17 protein-coding genes are annotated in these 18,655 nt (G+C 72.1%); 3 read left to right on the top strand and 14 right to left on the bottom strand.

Going from position 1 to position 18,655, the window contains the following annotated elements; translation table 11 throughout:
• The first annotated feature begins 22 nt into the window (after positions 1–22).
• The 3 genes from B9W62_RS29740 (at position 23) to B9W62_RS29730 (ending at position 2,900) form a co-directional block, all read left to right on the top strand.
• Positions 23–1,477: a peptidoglycan D,D-transpeptidase FtsI family protein gene (locus B9W62_RS29740; RefSeq protein ID WP_087810037.1), complete on the top strand. Its 1,455-nt coding sequence runs from the start codon at positions 23–25 to the stop codon at positions 1,475–1,477.
• 83 nt (positions 1,478–1,560) lie between these two features.
• The gene (locus B9W62_RS29735; protein WP_087810036.1) at positions 1,561–2,136 is read left to right on the top strand and encodes a SigE family RNA polymerase sigma factor; all 576 of its coding nucleotides are present in this window, start codon (positions 1,561–1,563) and stop codon (positions 2,134–2,136) included.
• On the top strand, positions 2,133–2,900 hold the full coding sequence (locus B9W62_RS29730) for a hypothetical protein (RefSeq protein ID WP_087810035.1): 768 nt from the start codon (positions 2,133–2,135) through the stop codon (positions 2,898–2,900). The genes B9W62_RS29735 and B9W62_RS29730 overlap by 4 nt, the downstream gene beginning before the upstream one ends.
• 12 nt (positions 2,901–2,912) lie before the next feature.
• On the opposite strand, the gene B9W62_RS29725 is transcribed toward B9W62_RS29730, so the two are convergent.
• The 14 genes from B9W62_RS29725 to B9W62_RS29660 all read right to left on the bottom strand — a co-directional run bounded on the left by B9W62_RS29725 (position 2,913) and on the right by B9W62_RS29660 (position 18,580).
• Positions 2,913–3,710: an HAD family acid phosphatase gene (locus B9W62_RS29725; protein ID WP_087810034.1), complete on the bottom strand. Its 798-nt coding sequence runs from the start codon at positions 3,708–3,710 to the stop codon at positions 2,913–2,915.
• A gap of 117 nt (positions 3,711–3,827) precedes the next feature.
• Positions 3,828–4,973, bottom strand: coding sequence for a pectinesterase family protein (locus tag B9W62_RS29720; protein WP_087810033.1), 1,146 nt, complete (start codon positions 4,971–4,973; stop codon positions 3,828–3,830).
• 93 nt (positions 4,974–5,066) lie between these two features.
• Complete coding sequence (locus tag B9W62_RS29715; RefSeq protein ID WP_087810032.1) at positions 5,067–6,401, bottom strand: pectate lyase family protein; 1,335 nt, start codon at positions 6,399–6,401, stop codon at positions 5,067–5,069.
• Between the two features lie 83 nt (positions 6,402–6,484).
• On the bottom strand, positions 6,485–7,288 hold the full coding sequence (locus tag B9W62_RS29710) for a rhamnogalacturonan acetylesterase (RefSeq protein ID WP_087810031.1): 804 nt from the start codon (positions 7,286–7,288) through the stop codon (positions 6,485–6,487).
• 152 nt (positions 7,289–7,440) lie between these two features.
• Positions 7,441–8,811, bottom strand: a complete 1,371-nt coding sequence (locus B9W62_RS29705; RefSeq protein ID WP_179235733.1) for an ABC transporter substrate-binding protein — start codon at positions 8,809–8,811, stop codon at positions 7,441–7,443.
• 136 nt (positions 8,812–8,947) lie between these two features.
• Positions 8,948–10,558: a glycoside hydrolase family 43 protein gene (locus B9W62_RS29700; protein ID WP_373433714.1), complete on the bottom strand. Its 1,611-nt coding sequence runs from the start codon at positions 10,556–10,558 to the stop codon at positions 8,948–8,950.
• Complete coding sequence (locus B9W62_RS29695) at positions 10,555–11,400, bottom strand: DUF6807 domain-containing protein (RefSeq protein ID WP_087810029.1); 846 nt, start codon at positions 11,398–11,400, stop codon at positions 10,555–10,557. The genes B9W62_RS29700 and B9W62_RS29695 overlap by 4 nt, the downstream gene beginning before the upstream one ends.
• Complete coding sequence (locus tag B9W62_RS29690) at positions 11,397–12,554, bottom strand: Gfo/Idh/MocA family protein (protein ID WP_087810028.1); 1,158 nt, start codon at positions 12,552–12,554, stop codon at positions 11,397–11,399. Before B9W62_RS29690 ends, B9W62_RS29695 begins: the two co-directional genes overlap by 4 nt.
• Positions 12,551–13,447 (bottom strand): carbohydrate ABC transporter permease, encoded by an 897-nt coding sequence (locus B9W62_RS29685; RefSeq protein ID WP_087810027.1) that lies wholly within the window; start codon positions 13,445–13,447, stop codon positions 12,551–12,553. The genes B9W62_RS29690 and B9W62_RS29685 overlap by 4 nt, the downstream gene beginning before the upstream one ends.
• Positions 13,444–14,379 (bottom strand): carbohydrate ABC transporter permease, encoded by a 936-nt coding sequence (locus B9W62_RS29680; protein WP_087810026.1) that lies wholly within the window; start codon positions 14,377–14,379, stop codon positions 13,444–13,446. Before B9W62_RS29680 ends, B9W62_RS29685 begins: the two co-directional genes overlap by 4 nt.
• Before the next feature lie 102 nt (positions 14,380–14,481).
• The gene (araD, locus tag B9W62_RS29675; protein WP_087810025.1) at positions 14,482–16,212 is read right to left on the bottom strand and encodes an L-arabinonate dehydratase; all 1,731 of its coding nucleotides are present in this window, start codon (positions 16,210–16,212) and stop codon (positions 14,482–14,484) included.
• A complete protein-coding gene (locus tag B9W62_RS29670; RefSeq protein WP_087810024.1) occupies positions 16,209–17,117 on the bottom strand; it encodes a dihydrodipicolinate synthase family protein in 909 nt (302 codons plus the stop codon). The genes araD and B9W62_RS29670 overlap by 4 nt, the downstream gene beginning before the upstream one ends.
• Positions 17,114–17,782, bottom strand: coding sequence for a GntR family transcriptional regulator (locus tag B9W62_RS29665; RefSeq protein WP_087810023.1), 669 nt, complete (start codon positions 17,780–17,782; stop codon positions 17,114–17,116). Before B9W62_RS29665 ends, B9W62_RS29670 begins: the two co-directional genes overlap by 4 nt.
• Positions 17,783–17,974: 192 nt before the next feature.
• Positions 17,975–18,580 (bottom strand): TIGR03086 family metal-binding protein, encoded by a 606-nt coding sequence (locus B9W62_RS29660; RefSeq protein WP_087810022.1) that lies wholly within the window; start codon positions 18,578–18,580, stop codon positions 17,975–17,977.
• Positions 18,581–18,655 lie beyond the last annotated feature (75 nt).

Below are 18,655 nucleotides of genomic sequence, written 5' to 3'. Positions count from 1 at the left end.
TCCTGTCAGCGGGATGAACGGGATGAACAAGACGATCAGGCGGGCCTCGGTCTTCACCCTGCTCCTGGTGTTCGCTCTGCTGGTCAGGGCGACCTGGGTGCAGTTCTACGAGGGACAGGCGCTCGCGGACAGCAAGGACAACCGGCGGGGCGCGATAGAGACCTACGCGGAGCCGCTCGGGAACATCATCGTGGGCGGCCGGTCGGTCACCGGCTCGGCCCCGACGGAAGGCGGCGACCTCGCGTACAAACGCACGTACGAGAACGGGAAGCTCTATGCGGCGGTGACGGGCTACGCCTCGCAGGCGTACGCGCCGACCCAGCTGGAGGGCATCTACCAGGACGTGCTCAACGGCACCGATCCGCGGCTGAAGACCGTGATGGACACGGTCACCGGCTCCCGCGCCGAGCCGGGCAACGTGGTCACGACGATCGACCCGGACGTGCAGAAGGCCGGGCTGGAGGCGCTGGGCGACACCAAGGGCGCCGCCGTGGCGATCGACCCGAAGACGGGCAGGATCCTCTCGGTCGTGTCGACCCCCTCGTACGACCCCACGTCGCTCACCGACGCCAACACCGCGGGTGAGGCCTGGGAGAAGCTCACCGCCGACCCGGACAAGCCGCTGACCAACCGCGCGCTGCGCCAGCCGCTGCCGCCGGGCTCGACGTTCAAGCTGGTCGTGGCGGCCGCCGCGCTGGAGAACGGGCTGTACGGCTCGGTGGACGAGAAGACCGACAGCCCCGATCCGTACACGCTGCCGGACACCACGACGGAGCTGACCAACGAGAACCCGAACGCGCCCTGCGAGAACGCCACCATCCGCACCGCGCTCCAGTACTCGTGCAACAACGTCTTCGCGAAGATGGCCGTCGACCTCGGCCAGGACGAGCTGCGCGCCATGGCCGAGAAGTTCGGCTTCAACGACGAGACCCAGGACGTGCCGGTCCGCGCCTACACCAGCGTCTACCCGAAGGACATGAACCGGTCCTCGACGGCGCTGACGGGCATCGGCCAGTTCGACGTGACGGCGACCCCGCTCCAGATGGCGATGGTCTCCGCGGCCCTGGCCAACGGCGGCGAGCTGGTCTCCCCGCACATGGTGTCGCAGGTCACCGACAGCGGCGGCGACGTCCTGGAGGACCACACCGACGCCGACGCGAAGCGGATCGTCAGCTCCGCCACCGCCGAGCAGTTGCAGTCGGCCATGCGGACCGTCGTCGAGAAGGGCACGGGGTCCAACGCGCAGATCGCCGGGGCGACGGTGGGCGGCAAGACGGGCACGGCCCAGCACGGCGAGAACAACAGCAAGACGCCGTACGCCTGGTTCACCTCGTACGCGAAGTCCGACTCGTCGGACCAGGAGGTCGCGGTGGCGGTCATCATCGAGCAGTCCGACGCGGCCCGCAGCGAGGTCAGCGGCAACGGCCTGGCGGCCCCGGTGGCCAAGGCGATGATGGAGGCGGCGCTCAAGGGCTGACTTCTGCGGGGCCGTCCTGGTGCGGTCTGCCGTACGGTGTCCGGCAGGCCGCACCCGGGAAGCCGCTGCGAGGAGAGTCCGCCGTGAGGTCAGCCGTCGACGCCGTCGCCGCCGCGGAGTTCCACGCCTTCTTCGAACGCCACTACGCCGAACTGGCCCGGCTCGCCCACCTGCTGACGGGCGAACCGGACGCCGCCGACGACCTGGCGGCGGACGCCCTGCTGGCCCTGTGGCACCGCTGGGACCGGGTCCGTGCGGCCGACCACCCGGTGGCGTACGCGCGCGGTGTCGTCGCCAACCTCGCCCGCACCCGGGTCCGGACGGCCGTGCGCGAGCGCAGACGCGTCGCCCTGTTCTGGTCGCAGCGCGAGGAGCGCACGGAGAACCCCGACGTCGCGGGCGTGGTGGACGTGCAGGGGGCGCTGCGCCGGCTGCCGTTCCGCAAACGGGCGTGCGTGGTGCTGCGGCACGCCTTCGACCTCTCCGAGAAGGACACGGCGCTCGCCCTGGGCGTGTCGGTGGGTACGGTCAAGAGCCAGACGTCGAAGGGAGTGGCCGAGCTCCAGCGGTTGCTCGGCACCCGGGCCGCTCCCCGTGCTCCTGGGCAGGTGCGCGCGGCGATCGCACGCAGCGGTGGGGCCGCGGGAGGGACCCGATGAGCGGACCGCGGCGGGACGTGGACGAGGAACTGCGCGCCCGGCTGCGCGCGGCGGCCGGCGAGCACCGGCCCGACCGGGCCCGGATCCTGGCCCGGGTGGAGCGCGGCATGGCGGCCGGGAACCGCGGGCCGGCCCGTGCGCGGCTGCCGGGCCGGCTGCGGGTGGCCGGTGCGACGGCGGCGGTGGCGGGCATCCTGGTGGCCGGCGGCTACACCGTCGCCTCGGCGGTGCGGGACGACGCGCCCGCGCGGCCCCCGGTCGCCGCGCCGCCCGGCCCACGGGAGTCCGAATCGCGGGAGCCCGGATCTCGCGAGCCCGGATCTCGCGAGTCCGGATCTCGCGAGCCCGGACCTCGCGAGTCCGGATCTCGGGAGTCCGGCCCGGTGTGGTCGAGCGGCGCGGTCGACCCGCACAGCAACGAGTTCTGGGCGCAGAGCAACGTCACCCTGGGCACGAGCACCCCGCTGAGCGCGCTCACCGTCGAGCTGCGGGTGGCGCAGACCGGCTCGGTGACCTCCACCGGGGCCTGGCGCTCGCTGCCGGAGGACGACTTCGCGTTCACGCTCGACGAGCGGGACGGCTTCCTCGTCTACCGGTGGACGCTCAGGCAGGGCCGTACCGTCCCGGCCGGCGAGTGGATGTTCGCCGGCCAGTACAACCACCGGCGGGGTGGCCGGGACGCGGGCGGCGACCGCTACTCGGCGGCGGCCACCACGGCGTCCGGCCCCCTCACGGTCCGGGGCGGCTTCACCCCGGGCGGCTGAGCGGGCGACCCGCTACTCGACGAAGTACGTCGGGTTGGGCAGCTTGTACGTGCGGTCCGCATAGCCGCCCTGGAGGTCGGAGTACTGGTCGCCGAAGTTGGCGACGATGTCGTACCCGAGGTCCCGCTCGATGTGCCGGCGGGTGCCCGCCTTGTACTGCACGGTGGTGCACTTCCAGGTGCCCGGGGTGGCGCAGTGGGCCAGGTAGGACGGCGGGTTCGCCTTGTCCTTCAGGAAGACGTGGCCGGTGTCGAGGTTGACGTCGGCGCCGACCTTCTTCAGGTTCTCGACGGCGGCGGCGCGCTGCGCCTCGCCCAGACCGGAGTTGTAGAAGACCTCGACGCCCTTCTTCTCGGCGTACCGGGCCAGTTCGGGGCTGCCGGGGACGGCGGGGCGGTCGGCGCGGTCGACGTAGGCGGCCCAGGTGGCGCCGTCGTAGCCGTAGTTGTTCTTCTTCTCGTAGTCGAGGCTGAGCAGCAGCGTGTCGTCGATGTCGAAGACGACCGCGGGCCTGGTGTGCTTGTGGTGCGCCGCGCGGGCCGCCCGGTCGATCTGCTTCTTGGCGGCGGCGTCGACGCGGGCCAGGTCGGCGGCGTACGGGCTGTCCGGGGACGCCTGGTAGACGCCGTCGGCGTCGAGCGTGGTGCCGTAGTAGGCGTCGATGTCCTTGGCCAGCACCCCGATGTTGTACGGCTCGTGGGTGGAGTTCGCGGTCGACTGGTCGGCGGTGGCGGCGCCCGTGCCGTAGAGGACGGCACCGGCGACGGCACAGGCGGCGGTGACGGTCGCGATGCGCAGTGGTTTATGCATGACACAGGTTTCTACGCGCGTCACCCCGGTGAGCGCGAGACCCGTGGCCGGATCCGCGCCCCTTTACCTGGCAAAAATCGCGTCAAGCAGGTCAAGTGCGGGGGGTCGGCGGGCCGGTCAGCGCCGCCGGTCGTACGGCCGCCAGTCGCCGAGGTACGCCTGGCGGGTGTGCGCGGCGGCCTCGGCACGGGTGAGCTGCGGCCGGTTCGCGGGGACGGTGGTCGCGGCGCCGGGCCCGGTGTTGCGGTACTCGCGGAACCGCTGTTCCTGCCAGGGGTAGGCGTCCCGCATGTTCGCGTACGGCGCCGCCGCGTCGATGCCCGCGCCGAGGTGCGTCTCGCGCACGGTGAGCATGGGCCGGGCGCTGGTGTCGGAGCTGGGTACCCAGGGGCGGGCCAGCTTGTAGTAGCCGTCGGGGGCCTCGCTGCTGACGCGGCCGCGCACCACCAGGTAGCCGCGCGGGTTGGCGCCCGCCGTGGACGGCGCGAACACGAAGCCGTAGGGGGCGGCGTCGAGGTCGGGGCGGACCAGGGTGCGGAAGTGGCACTGCTCGTACACCGCGGTCGCCCGGCCGAAGACGAAGTCGACGTCGCCCTCGACGTAGCAGCGCGCGTAGTACTGGCGGGCGAAGAGGCCGAGGTCGCGGGTGTCGGCGTAGAGGGTGTCCTGGTGGCCGAGGAAGTGGCAGTCGTGGAAGGCGGACCGGTCGCCCATGACCTTGATCGCGACCGCCTGGGTGCCGGTCCAGTCGGGCTGGTCGGCGCGCAGCCAGTCGTTGGCGAAGGTGATCGCGTGGGCGGTGAAACCGTCAGCGCGCACGGTGGTGGTGGCCGACCCGCTGGTGCCGTGGGTGCCGGAGCCGTCCGGTTTCGGGGTGCCGGCCGCGTTGTCGTACACGATGACGGCGTCGCGCGGGTCCCCGGAGGCACCGATCCAGGTGGCCCCGGTGCGGTCGGCGTCGACGGAGACCGTCTCGCGGTAGGTGCCGGGAGCGAGGACGAGCGTCCAGCCGTCGCCCTCGGCGGTGTCGACGGCGGCCTGGACGGAGGTGAAGTCGCCGCGGCCGTGCGGGTCGACGTACAGGGTCCTGGGTGTGCGGCGGGCGGCCGGTGAACCGTACCGGCCGAAAGGCCGCGGGTGCGGGCGCGGCCCGGTGCCGGCGGCGGCCGGGCCGGCTGCCGCGGGGCCGAGGCCGAGGGCGGCGCCCGCGCCGGCGGTCGCCAGGAGGAAGCCTCTGCGGGACGGGGCGGCGGGTCGGTGCATACGGGTGCTCCTTCGGGAGGGACGGAGACGGCCGGGATGGGCCGGGGCGGTGCGGGCGCCCCGGCCCGGTTCGGTTCGGTTCGGGGGACGGGGTCAGCGCAGCCGGCCGGCACCCGCGCCGTGGTCGACGACGAAGGGGACGGCCCGGGACGGCAGGACCTTGGTGCGCAGCGTGGGCGTCCAGCCCGCGCCGGAGCGGAGGACGGCGTCCGGGTTCCCGGCGTTGTGGGCGGCGATCAGGTCGACGGTGCGGCCGTTGACGCGGTTGCGGGCGGCGCTGAGCGGGGAGTCGTTCCAGCGCTTGAGCACCTGCGCGGGGCTGACGCCGGCCGGCAGGGTGAAGGCGTTGTGCTCGGCGACGATGGCCGACTCCTTGCCGACGCCGAAGCTGTAGGCGTAGTCGTCCGAGGCCACGAAGTGGTTGTTGTAGACGTCGACCTGGCCGAAGCGGACGCGGGGCGCGCGCTCGACGAGGTTCTTGAACAGGTTGTGGTGGAAGGTCGCCTTCAGGTGGCCGCGGTCGACGGCGGCGGTGGACTCGCTGTCGCTGTTGCCGATCAGGATGGTCTTGTCGTGCTCGGTGAAGACGTTCCAGGACGCGGTGACGTAGTCGGCGCCCTTGACGATGTCCAGCTGGCCGTCGTGCTGCTGGTAGAGCATGCCGAAGTAGGTGGGCGCCGCGCTGTCGGGGTGCGCGCCGTCGGTGAACGTGTTGTGGTCCAGCCACACGTGCGTCGACCCGTACACGACGGCGCTGTCGTACTCGGAGTTCCAGTTGCCGCTGTCCCCGTCCGTGGGGTCCCACTGCGGGAAGCAGTCGACGGGGCTCTCGAAGGTCAGGTTGCGGACGATGACGTTGTCGACGTCCTTGATCTGGAGGCTGGCGCCCTTGAGCGCGGCGCCCCGGCCGACGCCGACGATGGTGGTGTTGGCAGGCACGTTCGCCTTGATGGACCGGTCCTGCTGTGCGGCGGACGCGCGGCGCAGGCCCTCGGGGCTGTCGTCGGGCTCGGCGCTCAGGTCGGTCTCCCTGCCCCAGTTCTCGGGCGAGTACTTCTCCAGGTAGGCGTCGAAGTCGTAGCCGGGCGCGGCGAAGGCCTCGCAGCCCTCCGAGACGACGTCGACGGTGCCCTTGACCTTGACGATGCGCGGCGCGGTGCCTTCGGCGGCGAGGGCGGCCTTGAACTCGGCCCAGGTGGAGACGGTGTACACGCGCTCCGCGTCGGCGGCGGCCCCGCCGGTGGTGCCGGTGCCGTGGGAGGCCCAGCCGTCGTTCGCGGGGAGCGTCTGCCGGGCGGTGTCCCGGGGGTGGTGGTGACCGGGGCGGGCCTCGGCCGTGGCGGCCGTCAGGCTCAGTACGAGGGCGGTGCAGCCGACGAGTGCGGCGGTGCTCTTCATGGCATGCCCATGCCATCTCAGTGTGCTCATGGTGCGGCTCTCCCTTGCTGCGGGGATCGGTCGACGGTCGTCGGTGTTGTGCGGTGGCCGGTGCTGCGCGGTGGCCGCCGGGGTTACGCGGTGGCCGGTGCGGGCCAGCTGATCCAGGACTCGGGGATCTCCTCGTCCAGCCGGCGCACGTCCCGGTGCGCCAGTACGCGCCCGCGCAGCAGTTCCCGGGCGACGAGCCGGGCGACCGCGATCGCGCCCGGCGGATTGAAGTGCGTGTTGTCCTGCTCGGTGGCGGTCCAGTTGAAGTACGCCTTGGTCCCCTCGGCCCCGAGCCGCTGCCACAGCGCGAGCGACAGCGCCTGCACGTCGAGCAGCGTCACACCCTCCCGCCGCGCCAGGGCCCGCATCGCCGCCGGGTACTCGCCGTGGCTCGGCACGGCGTTCCCCGCCGCGTCGAACCGCCGCCGCTCGACGGGCGTGACCAGCACCGGCCGCGCCCCGCGGGCCCGCGCCCCGTCGACGTACATCCGCAGATACCGCTGGTACGTCGTCCAGGGCTCCGTGTAGCGGGTGGGGTCCTCGTCCTTCTCGTCGTTGTGCGCGAACTGGATCAGCAGGAGGTCGCCGGGCCGGATCGCGCCGAGGAGGGTCTCCAGCCGCCCCTCGTCGACGAAGCTCTTGGAACTCCGGCCGTTCACGGCGTGGTTGGCGACCTCCGGCTCCCTGCGGAGGAAGAAGGGCAGGGCCATGCCCCACCCGGTCTCGGGCGCGGCGTCGGAGTACTTCTGCGCGGCGGTGGAATCCCCGGCGATGTAGAGGGTGCGGGGGTGGTGGCGTCCGCCGGCCTGGGCGGTTTGCGTGGCGGCGAATGCCAGGGGAACAGCGGCTACGGCAGCGGAAGTGACCTGTCTTCGGGTGATGGACACGCTGGCACACCTTCCAAGAGGGGTGAGGAGAGCAACCCAGGGGCGCGGGGCTGTCTCGATGTGCGGCTCCGCCGCGCGGGCGCGACAAGCCGGGGACGGCCCGCAGCCTGCACACCACAGGCCGCCCCACGGCGATGTCCGGCTCAGGACGTTCAGCCCATCTGCTCCGTCCACTCGGCCTGCGCCTCGTTCAGCTTCTCGGCCAGCCCGTTCAGGAAGTCCTTCGCGCTCATGTCACCCAGCAGCACCTTCTGGAACCCCGGCTCACTCTCCGACTTGGACAGGGTGTTCCAGTCCGGCAGGTAGTAGGGCAACTGAACTATGGTCGTAGAACCATCATTCAGCGCCTGCGCCGCCAGCTTCGTCGGCTCGGCCTTCTGGATCCACGTGTCGTTCGCGGCCTCCGTGTTGGACGGCACCTGCCCGGCCGACTCGTTGAACTTCGAGTTCTGCTCCTTCGACGTGGCGAACTCGATGAACTTCCAGGCGGCCTCCTTGTTCTTCGAGCTCTTGAACATGCCGAGCCCGTCGACCGGGTTGGAGACCTGGACCCGCTTGCCGGAGGCGCCGGCCGGCTGCGGGATGCCGCGGAACTTGTCGACGCCGAGCGCCTTCACGTGGTCCTGGTAGGAGCCCAGGTTGTGGTTGAGCATGCCGATGGTGCCGGTGTCCCACTGGGCGACCATCTTGGCGAAGTCGTTGTTGACGTCGGCGGCCGGTGTCGCCTTCTTGTAGAGGGCCGCGTACTTCTCCAGCGCCTCGACGTTCTTCGGGTCGTTGACGGTTGTCTTCTTCTTGCCGGCGTCCCAGAACGAGGTGATGCCGGACTGCCCGTACATCGCGTCGAAGGCCTGGGCGATGGATCCGGAGCCGCCGCGGATGGTGTAGCCGAACTCGTTCTTGCCCGCGTCGGTCAGCTTCTCGGCGGCGGCGTAGAACTTGTCCCACGTCGTCGGCGCGTCCAGACCGGCCTTCTCGAACAGGTCGGTGCGGTAGTAGAGGACGCCGTTGTTGGCGGAGGTCGGCATCGAGTAGAGGGTGCCGTCGCCGCCGCCGGCGGCCTTCAGGGACTCGACCATGTCCTTGTTGAGCTTGCCGCTCAGGGGGGACGTGGTGAGGCGGTCGTCCAGCGGCTCCAGGGCGCCCTGGGCGGAGAAGCCCGCGAGCATGGACGCCGTCACGCCGCCGACGTCGGGCAGGCCGCCGCCCTGGATGGCGGTGTCGACCTTGGACTGGTACTCGGTGGCGGCGATCCCGACGTACTCCACGTCGATGTCCGGGTTCGCCTTCTCGAAGTCGGCGATGATCTCCTTCCAGACGGCCGTGCGGATGCCGCCGTTGTTGTCCCAGAAGACGATCTTCCCCTTGCCACTGCCCTCGGCGCCCTTGTCGCCGCCCGCCCCGCTGCCGTCGTCACCGCAGGCGGTGGCGGTCAGCGCGAGCACGGCTCCCAGGGCGACGGCGGCGGACGTGCGGCGCCCGACTGTGCCTTTGTCTCTGCTGCTGAGCATGCTGATCCTCATTGGTCGGCTCTCTTCTTCTGGGTCTTCCGGGTTCTTCCAGGTCTTCCGGATCTTCCGGGTCTTCCGGGGTCTTGCGGGTCTTCCGGGTCCGACAGAGCGGTGGAACGACAGAGCGGTGGAACGACAACGTGGGGGTTCAGTGGGTTCGGTGGGGCCCGACGCGCAACCGCGTGAACGTGGCGGTGCCGGCCTGTCCCCTGCCGACGGGGGCGAGGGCGAACAGCCCGATCAGTGCGCCGACCCAGCGCCAGGGGGTGGCGGCGAACTCCCGGCCGACGGGGATGACCGACGAACCGTCGCCCGGATCGCCGTCGCCGAGGTCGTACGAGAAGCGGCAGCGGGCCCCCGGCACCGTCTCGATCCGCAGCCGGGCCCGTCCTCCGGGTGCGGGGCGGGGCCGGTCGGCATCGCGCTCGGCCTCGGCCACCGACTCGGCGAACCGGTGCACCAGGTGCACGGTCCCGTCGGTGTCCCGCTGGAGCCCGATCCAGCGGTAGGCGTCGCCGAGCACCGCGAGCCCGGCCCGCGCCCCGGGTTCCTCGCTGTCCAGGCGCAGCTCGACCTCGATCAGCGAGGGCTCGCCGGGGAAGCGCTGGGTGAGGACGCTCGGCAGCAGACGCAGGTCGTGCGCGTCGGCCGAGCGGACGCAGGCGAGGCGCAGCCCGTCCCCGGCGTGCTGGGTGGCCCAGCCGGTGCGGGGGTTGGCCGTCCACGACCACTGGCGGCCGAACCGTCCGCCGGGGAAGTCGTCGTCGGTCGCGGGCGCGGCGGGCGGCTGCGGGGGCAGCGCGGGACGCGGGTGCTCGGCGACCGGGGCGCCGTCGTCCCCGAGGACCGGCCAGCCGTCCGTTCCCCACCGCATCGGCTGGAGGTGGACCACCCTCCCGTAGGCGCCGCGCTGCTGGAAGTGCAGGAACCAGTCCTCGCCGGACCCGGTGCGCACCCAGCCGCCCTGGTGGGGGCCGTTGACGTCGGTGTCCTTCTGCTCCAGGACGACCTTCTCCTCGTACGGCCCGAAGAAGTCGCGGGAGCGGAAGGCGCCCTGCCAGCCGGTCTCCACCGATCCGGCGGGGGCGAGGATCCAGAACCAGCCGTCGTGCCGGTGGAGCTTGGGGCCCTCCAGGGTGAACCAGCCGGGGAGCCGGTCGCCGTCGACGATCACCTCGCCGTCGTCGAGGAGTCCGGTGCCGTCGGGGCGCATGCGGTGGCCGGTGAGGCGGTTCTTGATCCCGGAGCGGGAGCGGGCCCAGGCGTGCACGAGGTACGCCTCACCGGTCTCCTCGTCCCACAGCGGGCAGGGGTCGATCAGGCCCTTGCCCGCCTTGACCAGGTGGGGGGCGGTCCAGGGGCCCCGGATGTCGGGGGCGTTGACCTGGAAGACGCCCTGGTCCGGGTCGCCCCAGAAGATCCAGAAGCGGCCTGCGTGGTGGCGCAGGGACGGTGCCCAGACGCCGCAGTCGTGGCGGGGCTTCGTGAACTCCCGCTCGGGCTCCAGGCGCTCCAGGGCGTGCCCGACCAGGGTCCAGTCGACCAGGTTGCGGGAGTGCAGCAGGGGCAGGCCGGGGACGCGGCCGAAGCTGGAGGCGGTGAGGTAGAAGTCGTCGCCGACGCGGACGACGTCCGGGTCGGACCAGTCGGCGTTCAGGACGGGGTTGGTGTACGTCCCCTGGGTCCCGTTGGCCCCCGGGGTCCCCTCGGTCCCCTCGGTCCCCGTGGCAGTCTCGGCGGCGGTCTCCGCGGCGGTCACGGGCTCACCGCCTTGCGGACGAGAGCGGCGGCGCCGTCGGCGTCGAGGCGGCCGTCGGCGACGACGGTGACGATCCGGCGGACCAGGGTGTCGCCCGCGGCGACGGCCACCCGGTCGTCGTGGGCCAGCGAGGAACCGACGCCGGGGTACTCCTCCGTACGCACGAACCACGGGTCGCGCCTGGTGCGTGCGGTGGCGCCGGCGAACACCAGCGACCAGGTCTCCCCGGTCAGGGCGAGCCAGTCGGCGCTGCGGCCGTGCACCTCCGGCTCGCCCTCCCGGTCGGCGGTGAAGACGCTGGGCGCCGCGCCCTCCTTGCGGGCGCGCCAGAAGAAGCCGCCGTAGGCCGCGCCGGGGCGCCCGTTGGTGGCGGGGCTGCCGAGGGTGAGCGGGTCCGGGGTGACGTTGGTGAGGGAGAAGGTGAAGTCCAGCGCCCAGGCGGCGGCGGTGAGTTCGGTGGCCGCGACCGTGCGGCGCTCGCGCAGCAGCTCGGTGCCGGCGGCGACCCAGCGCAGCTCCTCGACGAAACCGTCGGGGTCGCGGAGCTGGAAGGCGGTGTGCCGCTGGGTGCCGTGGTTGTCCAGCTCGGTCGGCCCCCGGCCCCGGACGTAGGTGCGCCCGCCCCAGAAGTTGTGCCCCTCGACGTCGGGAACGGCGACACCGACGCCGAGGTGGTGGAGGTGGTCGGCGGGGCTGAACTCGGTCACGGCCGTGCCCGCCAGGGTGGTGACGGGGTGCAGGTACGGGCGCGGCGAGAGCCGGTACGGCAGCTCGGGCCGGGTCACGTACCGGGCGACGGGGCGGCCCGCCACACGCAGCACCGGGGAGTCGTTGCCGGTCATCGGGTGCTCACCTCGTAACGGGGGTGCTCGGTGCGCGGCGCCCAGGGCGCGCCCAGTTCGGAGTACAGGGAGAGGGTGTCGGCGGCGGCGGCCACGAGTGCGTCGATGCCGGGGACCACGCGGCGCCCCTCCCCGGGGACGCGGTGCCAGGCGGCGGCGGGCAGCGGCTCCGGGTCCCGGGCCCGGCGGATCGCCTCGACGACCCGCATGAAGGCGCCGGTCTCGTCCGGGGGCACCAGCAGGGGGACGCCGGTGGTGAGGTGGGCGACCAGGTTCTCCAGCAGGTCGGTGCGGTCGTGGTGGAACTCCTCGGGGCCGTGGCCGCCGCGCTGGAGCAGGACGCGGTCCTGCTTGTACCAGAAGGTGACGCGGCCGCCGGCGCCGTGCACCAGGACGTACGGCTCGTCGGCCCGCTCCGCGCACAGGGTCGCGGCGACGGTGACGCGGTGCCCGCGGGCGGTGTGGATCCGCACGCAGGAGGTGTCGTCGGCCTCGATGTCGTTGGCGTGGCTCAGCTCGGTCTCGATGCCGGTGACGTCCTCGGCGCGGGCGGTGCCGCCGAGCGCGAGGGCGGTGGCGACGGCGTGCGCCAGCGGGTTGGTCAGCGCGCCGTCGATCACGTCGGCGCCGTTCAGCCGCCGCTTGCCGGACCAGGGTGCCCGGCGGAAGTAGGCCTCGTCGCGCACCCACGCGCCGGCCCCGCCGACGCCCACGACCTCGCCGATCGCGCCCTCGGCCACCAGTTCCCGGATGGCGGGGACCGCGTGCGAACCCAGTGACTGGAACCCGATCTGGCAGGCGACGCCGCTCTCGGCGACCCCGTCGGCCATCCGCCGGAACTCGGCGTACGACGGTGCCGGGGGCTTCTCGAGGAGCAGGTGCACCCCCCGCCGGGCGGCGGTCAGGGCGAGGTCGGTGTGGGTGGGGATCGGCGTGCAGATCACGGCGATCCGGGCGCCGGTGGAGTCGAGCAGGGCACCGAAGTCGGCGGACTGCTCGGGGAGTTCTCCCCCGGCCTCCTGTTCGGTCAGCGGGGTCAGCTCGCAGAGGCCGGCCAGCCGGACCAGTCCCGCCCGCTCCAGGCGGCGGATGTTGGCGACGTGCCAGCGGCCGTGGCCGCGGGCGCCGGCGAGGACGACGGGGACCGGGGTCATCCCTTCACCGCCCCCGCGCTGAAGCCGGTGATCAGCCACTTCTGGATGAAGGCGAAGACGATCACGACCGGGACGGCGGCGACGATGCCGCCGGCGGCGAGCGCGCCGAGGTCGACGCTGTCCGCGCTCATCAGGGAGTTGAGGCCGACCGGGATGGTCTGCTTGTGCTGGTTGTTGAGGAACATCAGGGCGAACAGGAAGTGGTTCCAGGAGTGCACGAAGGCGAAGGAACCCACCGCGATCAGGCCCGGCCGCAGCAGCGGCAGGACGACGATCCGGAAGGCCCGGAACCGGCCGCATCCGTCGACCCAGGCGGCCTCCTCCAGCGAGTACGGCACGTTCTTGATGAAGTTGCTGATCAGGATGATCGACAGCGGCAGCTGGAAGACCGTCTCGGCGATGATGACGCTGCCCAGCGAGTTGATCATCTGGAGTCCGGCGAAGATCTCGAACAGCGGCACCAGGAGCAGCGCGCCGGGCACGAACTGGGAGCAGAGCAGGGCGAGCATGAAGACCCGCTTGATCCTGAAGTCGAACCGGGCGAGGGCGTAGCCGCCGGCCAGCGCGACGAGCGTGGTCATCACCAGGGTCGCGAGCCCGACGTACACGCTGTTCTGGAAGTAGGTGCCGAAGCCGCGGTCGGTCCACACCTTCTCGAAGTGCTCGGTGGTCATCGGCCAGGGCACGAGCGAGGTCGAGCCGGCCGGGCGCAGCGCGAAGAGCAGGATCCAGTAGAACGGGATCAGCGTGAAGACCAGGTAGATCCCGAGCGGCAGGTAGATCTGCCAGCGGGGGACCTCGTCCCAGGCCGGGCGCTTCTTGCCCGGCCGCGGCGGCGCGGGAGCGGCCGGGGCGGGGGCGGGGGCGGCCGCGACGGCCTCCTTGGTGATCACTTGTTCTCGCCTCCGAACTTGCTCAGCCGCAGGTAGACGATCGAGCAGAAGAGCAGGATCACGAACGCGACCGTGGTGAGGGCCGACGCGTAGCCGAAGTCGTGGGCGTCGACGCTGGTGTTGGCGATGTACAGGGGCAACGTCGTGGTCTCCCCGGCGGGTCCGCCGCCGGTCAGGGTGTAGAGCAGGTCGACGTTGTTGAACTCCCACACCGCGCGCAGCAGCGTGGACAGGATGATGGCGTCCTTCAGGTGCGGCAGCGTGATGTGCCAGAACTGCTTGATCCGGCTCGCCCCGTCTACCTCGGCGGCCTCGTACAGGTCCTTGGAGACGGACTGGAGGTCGGCGAGGATGAGGATCGCGAAGAAGGGCACGCCGCGCCAGAGGTCGGCGACCACCGCCGCGGAGAAGACCGTCGAGGTGTCGGAGAGCCAGCTGGTGCCGTACGAGCCGATGCCCAGGTCCGCGAGGTAGCGGGTGACGCCGGTCTGGGAGTTGTAGAGCAGCACCCAGATCGCCGAGGTCAGCACGCCGGAGACCGCCCAGGGCGAGAAGACCATGGCCCGCCCGATGCCCCGGCCCACGAAGGTCTGGTTGACGATGAGCGCCAGCGCCAGGCCGAAGAGCAGTTGCAGTCCGACCTCGACGAAGACCCACTTGGCGCTGAAGACCAGGGTGTCCCAGAAGACCGGGTCGTCGGTGAAGATCTTGACGAAGTTGTCGAAGCCCGCGAAGCCGTTCCGCCACGGCTTGGTGGGGTTGTACTCCTGAAGGCTGTAGTAGAAGACGCTGATGACCGGGTAGGCGATGAAGCCCAGCATCAGCAGGGCGGCCGGTCCGATCAGCAGGTACGGGAGCCTGCGCGGCGTGGCCGAGGCACGGCGCCGCCGGGGTGGCGCGGGCGGTTTCGCCACGGCTGCGGCTTGGGCCATGACAGTTCTCCGTTCTAGTGCGTCTACGTCGTGCGGAGGTCGTACAGGAAGCGCTTTCTCTACGGGCAGGGGTGTGCGGAGGCGGTTCGTGCCGTACGGGGCTCAGCCCGCGTAGGGGTCCTGCACCTTGCCCGGGCGGGCCAGGAACTCGAAGTCGCAGCCGGTGTCGGCCTGGGTGATCTGTTCGTTGTAGAGCGCGCCGTAACCGCGCTCGTAGCGGGCGGGCGGCGGGGTCCAGGCGGCCCTGCGGCGCTCCAGCTCCTCGTCGTCCACGCCCAGGTGCAGGGTGCGGGCCTCGACGTCGAGGGTGATCGGGTCGCCGGTCCGGACGAGGGCGAGCGGTCCGCCGACGTATGACTCGGGGGCCACGTGCAGCACGCACGCGCCGTAGCTGGTGCCGCTCATCCGGGCGTCGGAGATCCGGACCATGTCCCGCACGCCCTGCTTGAGCAGGTGGTCGGGGATGGGCAGCATGCCGTACTCGGGCATGCCGGGGCCGCCCTTGGGGCCGGCGTTGCGCAGCACCAGCACGCTGTCGGCGGTGATGCCCAGCTCCGGGTCGTTGATGGTGCGCTGCATGGTCTTGTAGTCGTCGAAGACGACGGCGGGCCCGGTGTGCCGGAGCAGGTGCGGCTCGGCGGAGATGTGCTTGATGACGGCGCCGTCCGGGCAGAGGTTGCCGCGCAGGACGGCGACCCCGCCCTCGCTCGCGACCGGGTGGTCGCGGGGCCTGATGACGTCGTCGTGGTGGACGAGGGCACCGGCCAGCTGCTCGCGCAGGGTGTCGTGGGAGACGGTGGGCCGGTCCAGGTGGAGCAGGTCGGTGATGCGGGAGAGGAAGCCGGGCAGCCCGCCGGCGAAGTGGAAGTCCTCCATCAGGTACGTCTGTCCGCCGGGGCGGACGTTGGCCAGCACCGGGACGGTGCGGGCGATGCGGTCGAAGTCGTCGAGGGTGAGGGTGACGCCCGCGCGGCCCGCCATGGCGATCAGGTGGATCACGGCGTTGGTGGAGCCGCCGAGCCCGAGCACGGTGGTGACGGCGTCCTCGAAGGCGTCGGCGGTGAGGATGTCGCTCAGCTTCCGGTCCCGGTGGACCAGTTCGACGATGCGCAGTCCGGCAGCGGCGGCCATCCGGTCGTGCCCGGAGTCGACGGCCGGGATGCTGGAGGCGCCCGGGACGGTGACGCCGAGGGCCTCGGCGGCGGCGGTCAGCGTCGAGGCGGTGCCCATGGTCATGCAGTGGCCGGGCGAGCGGGCCAGGCCGCTCTCCAGTTCCTGCATCTCGCAGTCGCCGATGAGGCCGGCCCGCTTGTCGTCCCAGTACTTCCACATGTCGGTGCCGGAGCCGAGGGTCTCGCCGCGCCAGTGCCCGGGGAGCATGGGCCCGGCGGGCACGAAGACGGCGGGCAGGTCGACCGTGGCGGCGCCCATCAGCAGGGCGGGCGTGGACTTGTCGCAGCCGCCCATCAGCACGGCGCCGTCGACCGGGTAGGAGCGCAGCAGTTCCTCGGTCTCCAGGGCGAGGAGGTTGCGGTAGAGCATGGGGGTCGGCTTCTGGAAGGTCTCGCTGAGTGTGGAGACCGGGAATTCGAGGGGGAAGCCGCCCGCCTGCCAGACGCCCCGCTTGACGGCCTGGGCGCGGTCGCGCAGGTGGACGTGGCAGGGGTTGATGTCGGACCAGGTGTTGAGGATCGCGATGACGGGCTTGCCGAGGTGCTCCTCGGGCAGGTAGCCGAGCTGGCGGGTGCGGGCGCGGTGGCTGAAGGAGCGCAGGCCGTCCGTGCCGTACCACTGGTGGCTGCGCAGCTCCTCCGGGGACTTCCTGGGGGTCATATGGACCACCCCGCGGCGATGGCGGCGACCTCGGCGCGCTCGCTCTCGGGCAGCGGCTTGCTCGGCGGGCGGACCTCCCGGCGGCACAGGCCCAGCGAGGCGAGGGCCTCCTTGACCACGGTGACGTTGTTGGCGGAGCCGTTGGCGGCGCGCAGTTCCTCGAAGCGGCGGATCTGCTCCCAGACCTTCATGGCGCCCGGGTAGTCGCCCGATCGAAGCGCTTCGATCATGTTCCGCGAGACGGCCGGGGCGACGTTCACCAGGCCCGAGGTGAAGCCGGTGGCGCCCGCGGAGAAGTACGAAGGGGCGTAGGGCTCGGCGAGCCCCGCCACCCAGACGAACCGGTCGAGGCCGGCGTCGCGGGCGAACGCGGCGAACTTGGCGGCGTCCGGCACGGCGTACTTGACGCCGATCACGTTGGGGCAGGCGTCGGCGAGGTCGGCGAGGCGGGCGCCGGTGAGCTGGGCGTTGCGGATGTAGGGGACGACACCCAGTTCGGGCACGGCCTCGGCGATGGCGCGGTGGTAGTCGACCCAGCCGCCCTGGGAGACGTAGGGGTGGACGGGCTGGTGGACCATCACCATGGAGGCGCCCAGCTCGCGGGCGTGCCGGGCGGAGGCGACCGCGGTCGGCAGGTCGTGGCCGACACCGACCAGGATGTCCGCGCGCTCGCCGGTCTCCTCGACGGTCAGCTCGGTGACGAGGCGGCGCTCGGCCGGGTCGAGGGCGTAGAACTCGCCGGTGTTGCCGTTGGGGGTGAGGGTCGTGATGCCACCGTCGAGGAGACGACGCAGCAGGGCCCGGTAGGTGGCGGGGTCGACGGTGCCGTCCTCGGCGAACGGGGTCACCGGGATCGCCACCACGTCGGCCAGGGCCGCCCGCTGGGTCTCGAACGTCGCTGTCATGCCTGACCGTCCTCTTCCTGGGCGGCGGTCCCCGCTTCGGGGAAGGCCCGCTCGACGAACGACGCGATGTGCGCGTGCAGGGCGCGGCCCGCGCCGTCCGCGTCACCGGCGAGTGCGAGGCGCAGGATCTCCTGGTGCTCGCCTGCCTCCCGCTCCCAGGAGGGGTCGGCGGCCCAGGCGACCGCGGAGACCAGGGCCGCCTGGTCGCGGACCTCGTCGAGCATCCGGCCGAGCAGTGGGTTGCCGCACGGCAGGTACAGGGCGCGGTGGAACTCGCGGTTGGCCAGGGACCGTTCGGCCGTGTCGGTGGCCCGTTCGGCCTGGGTGAGCGCGTCCCGGGCGGCGTCCAGGGAGGCACCGCGGCGCACGGCGCGCTTGAGCGCCTCGGGCTCGAGGAGCAGCCGGACGTCGTAGACCTCGCGCGCCATGTCCGCGTCCACCATGCGCACGGTGACGCCCTTGTACTGGCTCATCACGACCAGTCCGGTACCGGCCAGGGTCTTGAGCGCCTCGCGCACCGGTGTCTTGGACACCCCGAACTGTGCGGCGAGGTCGGTCTCGACCAGGGCCTGGCCGGGCGTCAGCCGGCCGGTGAGGATGCGGCGTTTGATCTCCTCCAGCACGTACTGCGTGCGGGAGGGGATCGGCGTGGGCACAGAGGTCATGCGCGCCTCTCGGAATCTCGCGTCGGATGCGCGGCAGATCTCGGACATCGGAACTCGACATCGGAACTCGACATCAGATCTCGCGTATCGCGTCTCATATATGACGTACGGAGTACGACGCGTTGAAGGTAAGAGGGGCGCGCGGCGGCGTCAATGCTTCTGACAAAGGAAGTTGTTCGGGTGCCGCCTTGCTCAGGCGGTGCGGGACCAGCCCGGGTCGCGTCCGCTGAGCCCCACCGCGCGCTCCAGCAGCGGCGCGTCGGCGGGCACGGCGACGACCGGCCCGAACATGCCCTGGTCCCGGTCGGACTCCTGCGCGGCGGCGGCGAGCAGCCCGTACGCCGCCTGGAGCGCCGCCGGGTCGGGGGCGTAGTCCTGGCCGGTCGCGCGGGCCAGGTCCCAGCCGTGGATGACCAGCTCGTCGGCGACCACGGCACCGGCGACGTCGCCGGGCAGGTCGATGCCGCCGGCCCGGGTCATGCCGGTCCAGGCGTCGGGCTCGCGCCAGGCGTCGGCGAGTTCCCCGAGGACCTTCGCGAGCTCCTCGCGCCAGCCGGGCCCGACGTCCGGCACGGATGCCTCGGGGCTGGTGTCCGTGGTGGGCCCCAAATCCTTGCGCGCGGCGTCGCGGAAGGCCACGGCGAGGCCGGTCAGGTGCCCGAGCAGGTTGCGCACGGCGAGGCCGGGGCAGGGCGTCGGGTCCGCGAGCCGGTCGTCGCGCACACCGTCGGCGAGGCGGGCGAGGATCCGGGTCTGCGGCCCGAGGTCGAGGGTGGCGGTGCTGGTCTCGTGCGTCATCCGTGTCTCCCGGGAACGTGTGCTCGCTCGCTCTGTCGGGAGGTAGACCGATCACGGCCGCGAAACTCATCGGCC

This window comes from Streptomyces sp. CS113, from assembly GCF_002188365.1.
Taxonomy (GTDB): domain Bacteria; phylum Actinomycetota; class Actinomycetes; order Streptomycetales; family Streptomycetaceae; genus Streptomyces; species Streptomyces tendae.
This window is presented reverse-complemented; position numbering and strand designations above follow the sequence as displayed.